The sequence below is a fragment of the Dehalococcoidia bacterium genome, assembly GCA_035310145.1.
In the GTDB taxonomy this organism is placed as follows: Bacteria; Chloroflexota; Dehalococcoidia; order CAUJGQ01; family CAUJGQ01; genus CALFMN01.
Genome location: DATGEL010000032.1, coordinates 1 through 7446, shown reverse-complemented (window position 1 = coordinate 7446; position 7446 = coordinate 1). Strand labels below are relative to the sequence as shown.

Here is a 7446-nt window from a genome sequence, read left to right as displayed (position 1 = left end):
GATGTTAGGACTGGGGCTCGCCTCTTCCCACGCGCCGGGCATGTGGCGGCCGCCTTCCGAGTGGACGCACTTTCTCGAACGCATGCCGGATGAGATCAGGAACTCGCTGCCGCAGACGGCCCGGCAGGAGATCGCGTCGCTAGAGCTGCGGCAGGACTACTACCGCCGCATGCACGCCGCCTTCGCCACGCTGCGTGAGCAGGTGCAGACCTACCGCCCCGACGCGCTGATCCTGATCGGCGACGACCAGGGCGACATGTTCGACGCGGCCAACAATCCCACCTTCTCGATCTACACCGGCGAGGCGCCGATCTGGGGCCGCGATGTGCGCGACTTCATGAAGAAGCCCGCGGAGCGCCGCCGCATCGAGTGGCAGAACCACGTCGAGCTGTCGCGCTTTCTGCTCAAGGGGCTGATCAAGCGCGGCTTCGACCTGGCGAACGTGGCGAAGTTTGAGCCGCGCGGCAACCCCGAGCGCGGCGTCTCGCACATGGTCGCCAACCTCGCACCGGAGGCCGACCCCAGCTTGATGATCCCGCTCGTCTGCGTCTTCCTCAACGAGTACTACCCGCCGCTGCCCAGCGCCGAGCGCTGCGCCCAGCTCGGCGAGGCGATCCGCGACGTGCTGGCCGAGCGGCCGGAGCGCGTGGCGATCTACGCCTCCGGCGGTCTCTCGCACTACCCCGGCGAGTTCAACGCGGGCTGGATCGACCGTTCGTTGGACCACTGGATCCTCGAGCGGCTGGAGCGCAACGACCTGGACGCGCTCAAGCACCTGTTCACCTTCGACTCGGACAACCTGCGTTCGGGCACGGGCGAGGTGCGCGCCTGGATCAGCGTGGCGGCGGCGATGGCGCGGCCGGCGAAAGTGGTCGAGTACGTGCCGGCGCACTGCACCTTCACCGGCTGCGGCTTCGCCTACTGGCCGCCGGTGGAGAGCGCCGCGGTGGAAGCGGCGCAACTGGCCGCGGGCGCCCGCGCCTGATGCGGCGAACGGGCGCCATGGCCTCTGCACTCGTCAGCGGCGCCGGCTCGCCGTCCGGCGCCGCCCTAGCTGAGGATGCGCACGACGCCCTGCGTGCCGTCGACCGTGATCCGGGCGCCGTCCGGGATCACGCGCGTCCCGACCACGGTTGCCGTGACGCAGGGCAGCCCGTACTCGCGCGCCAGCACGGCGCAGTGCGAGAGCTGCCCGCCCGAATCGGCGACGATGCCGCCCAGGCCGGCGAAAAGCGGTGTCCAGGCGGGCGTGGTCATGTCGCAGATGAGGATGTCGCCGTCCTGGATGCGATCGGTCTCGGCCAGGGTGCGCACCACGCGCGCCGTGCCGGTGACCGTGCCGCGCGAGGCGCCCGTGCCCTTCACAACCTTCGGGTCGCGCGAAGGTTCGCCCGGCACGCCGAAGAAGTCGGACCAGAACGGATCGAGCGGCGCCGGCGGCGGCTGCGTGCCGAGGAAGGGCGGCGGCACATACGCCTGCCAGCGCTCCATCTCGGCCCGCCGTTCAGCCACGGCCGCCGTGCGCGGGCCGCGGTCGCCGCCGAGGAAGGCGCCGATCTCGTCGAGCTGCAGATAGACGATGTCGCGCGGCTGGGCGAGCACGCCCGCCGCCGTCATGCGCCGCCCCACCTCCAAGAACGGCTGGCGCAGCAGCGCCCGGTACTTTTGATCGATGTAGAAGTTGTGGTTCTCCTGCATCTTCGGGTACTGCTTGACCACGTCGTAGAGGAAGTTGAACTCGGCCAGCTTCTCCGGCTCGCCGGCGAGTTTCGCGCGGCACTCGGCGGCCCTGGCCTCCGCCCGTTCCGCGCCGCGCCGCTGCTCCTCTTCCGGGTCGGTGTTGCTGCGCAGCAGCATGCGCGCGTTCTCCAGCGCCCGCAGCGGCTCTTCAACCCACGAGGGCTCGGTGACGTCAAGGCTGCCCGTGCGCCAGCCGTAGACGCGCGTGTAGCGCTCCAGGTCGGCGAGGAAGGCGCGGCCGGCGTCCGACTGCTGCAGGCGGGTGTGCGCCTCGGCCACGGGCAGCGAGCGGAGGGTCTCCTGCACGGCGGGGGCGGCCGCATGCACGAGCCGCCAGAGCGTGCTGCTCGACTCGACGGACATGTTGTGCCCGCCCTGCATCATCTCGTAGGCGTCGAGCGAGGGCAGCCCCAGCAGGCGGGCGCAGCCCTCTTTGAACACCGCGGCGAGGTAGAAGCCGGGCATCAACTGGAAGTGGATCACCCACATACGCTTGTCGATGCCGACGGCCCACTCGATCAGCGCGGCCAGCTCGGCGTCCGTGGCCTTCGCGTAGTCGAACTCCAGCAGCCGCTGGTTGGCCGCCTCGACCTCGGGCTGCCACTCGTCCAGCCAGCGCTGGTAGATGGTGTAGCCGTGCTCCTTGATCGCGGCCTGCATGCGCTCCTCGGCCATGGGCGCCAGCTCGGGCGCCGGGATCATCGCCATGTAGCCGAAGGTGTTGATCCGGCGCGCGCGGATGCCGCGGATCGGCGTGCCCATGCCGATCAAGCCCTGCTCCATGCCGGGCAGCAGACAGGTCTCTGCCAGTTCCATGCCCAGCGGGCTGATCGGGCCGGGGAAGTGGGTGTTGCTCCATTGCCAGAGCTGTTGCTCATCGTCGGGAGACTGCCAGCCGACGGGGAAATCCGCGGGCGCGGGAATCGGGGTCGGTTGCGGCATGGTGGTCATGCTGTTCTCCCGTTGGTCGTGGGCTGGCCGCCGCGGCCGCGATTTCCACGGCACAATACACTGTTTCGGCCAGGCGTGATAAGTGCGGTTGCCGACAAAGATCCGCGGGCGCCGCGCACCGCGCTCGTGTCTTGGCCACAAAGCGCCGCACGCCCGCTGCCGGAGCGCGTGGCGAGCGGCCGGCGCGGAGAGATTCCAGGAGTCTCAAGAATCTCAGGAGACGGAAGGTGACAATGCGGGCCGCCGAGTCAACGGAGCCGGGTGTTCCGCCCAGCATCGCGAACTTCGCCTGGGTCGAGGGTGGCCGGGTGGCGCGCGGGCAGCAGCCGGCGCTGGCGCTTGCCGCCTACCGCGAGCTGCAGGACGCCGGCCTGACGAGCGTGCTCTCGCTGCGCGCCGCACGCGAGTACCTTGAGGACGAGCGCCATCGCTACGACGTGGCCGACGAACGCGCCCTCTGCGCGGCGCTGGGCCTGCGCTTCCAGCACATCGCCTGTACCGACTTCCAGGCGCCCCGGCCCAGCGCCGTGGTCAAGGCGCTCGCAATCCTGCACGCCGAGGTCGAGCAGGGTCACGCTGTTTTCGTGCACTGCCTGGCGGGCGTGGGGCGCACCGGCGTGGTCTGCGGCGCCTGGCAGATGCTGCGCGGCGGCAGCGGCACGGAGGCCCTGCGCCAGTTCGCCTGGCACGCCGACCGGGCGCGCACGCTCCGCGCGCCGCAACGGCCGGCTGACCAGTATCTGGACCGGATCGGCGCCCACGAGCAAGCCTGGGTGCTGCTCACCATCGCGCGGGCGCTTGAGGCAGCGGATGAACTGCCGCCGGACGGCATACAGCCGCGGCGGCCGGTGCGGGCGTCGCACTGGCGGCAGCGGTTCCGAGACCAGATCGAGCGGCGCCTGGGGCGCGAGTCCGGCCTGATCCAGTTCGGCAGGCAGGCAACACACGTTTCCACGCCCGCGGCGACGGCAGGCAGGCGTATGGCGACGAACCGGCAGGGAGGCGAGCGATGAAGCGCAGCCAGGACCGGATCCTGACCACCCACGTCGGCAGCCTGGCACGGCCGAAACCGCTGTTGGATCAGCTGCGGGCGGCGGCGAACGGCGGCGAGCCGGAGGCACAGACCCTCGCCGCGACCGTCAAAACCACCGTCGCCGAGACGGTGCGCGGGCAGGCCGAGGCGGGCATCGACATTCTCACCGACGGCGAGATGTCGAAGTCGAGCTTCATCGGCTACATCCGCGGCCGGCTGGACGGCTTCGAAGTGACCGAGCCGCCGCCGGGACCGCCGCCGGCGCGCGGCGGCAAGGCGGAGCGCGCCGCCTTCCCCGAGTATTACGAGCAGTACGCGAAGGCGCTGCGGGCGCGCGAGTACGCCGTACCCTTCCCGGAGCCGCCGCTGGTCTGCCGCGGTCCGGTGCGCTACCGGCCGCAGGCGGTGCAGACGGACATCGCCAACCTGAAGGCGGCGCTGCAGGGCGTGAAGTATGAAGAGGTCTTTATGCCCGCCGTGACGCCGCGCACGCAGATCAAGAACGAGTACTACAAGACGGACGAGGAGTTCCGCCTGGCCTACGCCGAAGCGCTGCGCGAGGAGTACCGCACGATTCTGGACGCCGGCTTCCTGTTGCAGATCGACGACCCGGCCTTCGCCACGCAGTTCGGCGACGATCCGGCGCAGCCGCTGGAGCAGCGCCGGCGCGCGGCCGAGCAGTTCGCCGAGCTGTTCAACTACGCCGTGCGCGGGCTGCCGCAGGACCGCGTCCGCTTCCACTCCTGCTACGGCACCAACATCGCGCCGCGCGTCTACGAGGCGCCGCTGGGCGAGTTGGTGGACCTGCTGCTGAAGGTCAACGCCGGCGCCTACTCGATCGAGGCGTGCAACCCGCGCCACGCGGCCGACTGGCACGTGTGGGAGCGGGTGAAGCTGCCGGAGGGCAGAGTCATCATCCCCGGCTTCATCAGCCACACAACCACGCTGGTGGAGCATCCGGCCTGGATCGCGGACATGATCGTGAGCTACGCCGGCGTGGTTGGGCGCGAGAACCTGATCGCCGGCGCCGACTGCGGCTTCTCTTCGCTGGCGATGTACACGCCGGAGATCCTGCCCTCGGTGGTCTGGGCGAAGTTCCGCTCGCTCGCCGAAGGCGCCGCCCTGGCTTCGAAGCGGCTGTACGGCTGAGAAACATCGGCGCGGGCCGAGTCGTGCATCGCTCTCAAGAAGCTTCGGCCCTGCGTCGTTATCCACAAGGGCGACGCCGCCGTGGCCCATTTTGAGCCGATCGATCGTTAGACCACTGCCAGAGCGCGCGGTCTCGATTCCTCAGGCCCACTGAGCACCGGTCGGCGAGACGACGGCATGTGCGCAGGTATGCGAGATAGAAGTCGATTGTGGGGTTGGCGTCGCGTAATTACTCACCTACCCCGCCCGGTTGGGCGTGGCGAAGGACGAGGTGGGAGTTGCTTCGACTTGTTGACCGCAGGATGCTCGGCGAATGGGAGTCCGCTCACAGAACAGGGCCAACCTGGCACGCCGATGGTCCGTTCTCGCCGTGCAACATCCTCGCCAGACGGGTAGGTGAGCAGTTACGGCGTCGCTAATGCCGAGCGATTCGAGTGCTCGAAAGTCAATCACCGTGTATCGTTCAGGATCAATTGCGGTCAAAATTGCTGAGGCTACCGGCACCTGCATCCCGCCAAGACCGACGAGTACTGCAACCGCGGCTCATCGTCCGGCGGCGCGTAGAAGGCAAGCGCAATTGCGCCGCCAAAGGCGTGGGGAATGCCGCATGCGGCCAGCGCCGTATGCACCTGGATAAGCTCGTCTGGTATGAGAGAGGTCACGGCTTCGTTAGTCGCTCGATGCCTCCCTTACGCAGCATGAGGCGCTCGGTTTCCGGATGCGTCACTGGCAGCGACGCGGGTATCCTCTCGGTCTGCGCCAGGAGTTCGTAGAGCGCTTCGCCACGGACCTGCTCGGAGGCGGTGCGCCAGAACTCGATATCTTCCTCGTCGCGCTCGAGCGAGCGGCCGACCAGCCGGTGGCGCAATTCTTCGGCAGTGGGCGTGCGTGGGTGCGGTTCACCCTTCTTCTCCATACCCGCAGCATACGCCGCGGCGGGGTGCGCTACACCTTTGCCGGCTGCCTGGAGGCGATGCGGGCGCCTTCGACCAGCGCTTCCAGCTTCGCCCACATGATCGACGGGTGCTGGCGCTGGATGCGGTTGTTCTGCGCGAAGCCGCAGTCGGTGCTGGCGATCAGGTTCTCGCGCCCGAGGAGGTTGGCGAAGCGCGTGATGCGCTGCGCCACCAGCTCCGGGTGCTCGACGTGGCTCACCGCGTGGCTGACCACGCCCGGAATCAGGATCTTGCCCGCGGGCAGCTTCGTCTCCTGCCAGACCACCCACTCCCACTCGTGGCGCGGGTTGGCCGCCTCGATCGAGAAGGCGCCGGCATTGATGCGCAACAGCAGGTCCACGATCTCGCGCAGCGGCACGTCGCTCATGTGCGGGCCGGGCCAGCTGCCCCAGCAGAGGTGGTAGCGCACGCGGTCCTCGGGGATGCCGCGCAGCCCGTGGTTCAGCGCCGCCACGTTCATCGCCACCCAACTGCGGTAGTTCTTGCCTTCAGCCTTCACCTGGTCGTAGAGGTTGGTGAGAATCGCGTCGTCCACCTGCACGATCAGGCCCGCATCGGCGATCGTCTGGTACTCCTCGTGCATCGCCTCGGCCACGGCGAAGAGGAATTCTTCTTCGGACTGGTAATACTCGTTGCCGTAGTCCACGCCGATGCTGCACGGCGCGACGACGGGCAGGAACGCCTCTTCGACCTGCACGTTTGCCAGCGCCGCCTTGAAGTTGCTCACATCGCGCCGCATCGCCGCGCGGCCCGCCTCGGTGTACGTAATCGGCCCGACGCAGACGGGGACCTGCGTGGTGTCCGGCCGCTGGCCGCCGCCGAGGCCGGCGCCGTAGAGGTCGTAGAACTCGCGGAAGCGCCCCTCGCGGTCGGCGCCCATGAAGCCGACGGCGCGGCGGGGGGAGGTGCGGTACTCGAAGCCGCCGAGCCGCTGGAAGACGTAGCCGGTCCAACCGGACTTGCCGTACTCGCCGTCGCTGATCACGTCGATACCGGTCTCGGCCTGCTTGCGCACGACCTCGGCCACGTCGCGGCGCAGCTCGGCCTCGAACGCCTGCTGGTCGATCGGCTGGCCGGCGCTCAGCGCCTGCATGTACTCCTGGATCTTCGCGGGCCGGATCAGGCTGCCCACGTGCGTCGTCAGGAACCGCTCGCCGCTGCGCTTCACCGTCTCGCCTCCCCGCGCCCTCATTCGTCGTCGCTGCGGCCAGTGATACGCCAGCGGCCGGCGCAGATGCTTCGGCGCGGGCCGCCAAAGCTCGCCCGTGCCTCTTCGTGCGGCGCCACCAAACGGTGCTCAGCGGCCTTTGAATTCGGGCTTGCGCTTTTCGATGAAGGCGGCGGCGGACTCGTGAAAGTCCTCGGTTAAGTGCAGGGAGAGCGGCTGGGTGTAGAGGCGGGTCTGGCGCTGCAGCTCGTGCACAAACCAGCGGATCATGCGCACGTTGGCGCGCACGGAGAGCGGCGGGTTCTCCATGATCTGCGCCGCCAGCCGCTCCGCAGCAGGAATCAGATCCTCGGCCGGCACGACGGCGTTGATCATGCCCTGCGCCAGCGCCTCCTCGGCCGTGAACATCCGCCCCGTCAGCGCGATCTCGTTGGCGAAACGGCTGCCCG

The 7446-nt window shown here is 69.0% G+C and carries 7 protein-coding genes; 3 read left to right on the top strand and 4 right to left on the bottom strand.

The genetic code is table 11. From position 1 onward, the window contains the following. Positions 1-985 (top strand): hypothetical protein (locus VKV26_05985; GenBank protein ID HLZ69447.1); only part of this gene is annotated, 985 nt, incomplete at its 5' end. Positions 986-1050: 65 nt separating this feature from the next. Here VKV26_05985 and VKV26_05980 read toward each other — a convergent pair. Then, on the bottom strand, positions 1051-2691 hold the full coding sequence (locus VKV26_05980) for a PEP-utilizing enzyme (GenBank protein ID HLZ69446.1): 1641 nt from the start codon (positions 2689-2691) through the stop codon (positions 1051-1053). A 233-nt stretch (positions 2692-2924) separates the two neighbouring features. Between VKV26_05980 and VKV26_05975 the strand changes: the two genes are divergently transcribed. Both VKV26_05975 and VKV26_05970 read left to right on the top strand, forming a co-directional pair. Beyond that, positions 2925-3704 (top strand): tyrosine-protein phosphatase, encoded by a 780-nt coding sequence (locus tag VKV26_05975; GenBank protein HLZ69445.1) that lies wholly within the window; start codon positions 2925-2927, stop codon positions 3702-3704. Beyond that, positions 3701-4873, top strand: a complete 1173-nt coding sequence (locus VKV26_05970) for a cobalamin-independent methionine synthase II family protein (protein HLZ69444.1) — start codon at positions 3701-3703, stop codon at positions 4871-4873. The genes VKV26_05975 and VKV26_05970 overlap by 4 nt, the downstream gene beginning before the upstream one ends. 658 nt (positions 4874-5531) lie before the next feature. Here VKV26_05970 and VKV26_05965 read toward each other — a convergent pair. The 3 genes from VKV26_05965 to VKV26_05955 all read right to left on the bottom strand — a co-directional run. Further along, positions 5532-5789, bottom strand: coding sequence for a hypothetical protein (locus tag VKV26_05965; GenBank protein HLZ69443.1), 258 nt, complete (start codon positions 5787-5789; stop codon positions 5532-5534). Positions 5790-5818: 29 nt separating this feature from the next. After that, positions 5819-6997: a cobalamin-independent methionine synthase II family protein gene (locus tag VKV26_05960; GenBank protein ID HLZ69442.1), complete on the bottom strand. Its 1179-nt coding sequence runs from the start codon at positions 6995-6997 to the stop codon at positions 5819-5821. Between the two features lie 129 nt (positions 6998-7126). Beyond that, positions 7127-7446: enoyl-CoA hydratase-related protein (locus VKV26_05955; GenBank protein HLZ69441.1), on the bottom strand; the 320-nt coding region annotated here is incomplete at its 5' end.

Excerpts from the sequence above, each read along its gene's own strand:
- VKV26_05980 (HLZ69446.1), bottom strand. The coding sequence starts at position 2,691 with ATGACCACCATGCCGCAACCGACCCCGATTCCCGCGCCCGCGGATTTC.
- VKV26_05975 (HLZ69445.1), top strand. The coding sequence starts at position 2,925 with ATGCGGGCCGCCGAGTCAACGGAGCCGGGTGTTCCGCCCAGCATCGCG.
- VKV26_05970 (HLZ69444.1), top strand. The coding sequence starts at position 3,701 with ATGAAGCGCAGCCAGGACCGGATCCTGACCACCCACGTCGGCAGCCTG.
- VKV26_05965 (HLZ69443.1), bottom strand. The coding sequence starts at position 5,789 with ATGGAGAAGAAGGGTGAACCGCACCCACGCACGCCCACTGCCGAAGAA.